The organism is Colwellia sp. E2M01 (genome assembly GCF_018860585.1).
Lineage (GTDB): Bacteria > Pseudomonadota > Gammaproteobacteria > Enterobacterales > Alteromonadaceae > Colwellia.
The window spans coordinates 1-605 of the sequence record NZ_JAHKPR010000007.1; the positions used below are offsets into that span (position 1 = coordinate 1).

A 605-nucleotide genomic window follows, 5' to 3' on the forward strand; every position below is an offset into this window, starting at 1 on the left:
ACACCCAAGTGGTTTTGTACTGACAGGTTAAAGTCAAATACTAACTTAGTAATGAAAAATTCGTGTAGAAAAGCCACACGTCATTTTGAATTACGTCGTTATTAGTTGATTTACCACTGTCATTAAGTTTGACAAAGACTATTGAAAAATAGCAATCACGTACTTAATAGTTACTTGAAACAAATTTCTTAATATTTATATCAAATTTCCAAGATTGTCCCCTTTTTGTTTAGCGACAATAGCGCTGTGGTCCCACCTGACTCCATTCCGAACTCAGAAGTGAAACGCAGTTGCGCCGATGGTAGTGTGGGAGTTCCCATGTGAGAGTAGGACATTGCTAAACTTCTATTTAAAGAAACCCGTAGCTAAGGCTACGGGTTTTTTGCTTTCTGCATGTTTATAATCTAACCCTTAAAGCTTAGGGAAATGCCTTCGGCATTTATCGCCTGCAGGCAGCCTCCTACAAGGTATAAATCAGCAGCCTCCTACAAGGTATACACCTATGCTGTAGGAAGCAGCCTGCTGGTGACCCGTATTGAAAATACGGTGTTAGAGTTTAGGAAGGTGCCTTTGGCATTTATCGCCTGCAGGCAGCCTCCTACAAG

At 41.0% G+C, this 605-nt stretch carries 1 rRNA gene; it reads left to right on the forward strand.

The window, feature by feature from the left end:
* The first annotated feature begins 228 nt into the window (after nucleotides 1-228).
* A 5S ribosomal RNA gene (gene rrf / locus KO502_RS00625) occupies nucleotides 229-343 on the forward strand.
* The last annotated feature ends 262 nt before the right edge of the window (nucleotides 344-605 follow it).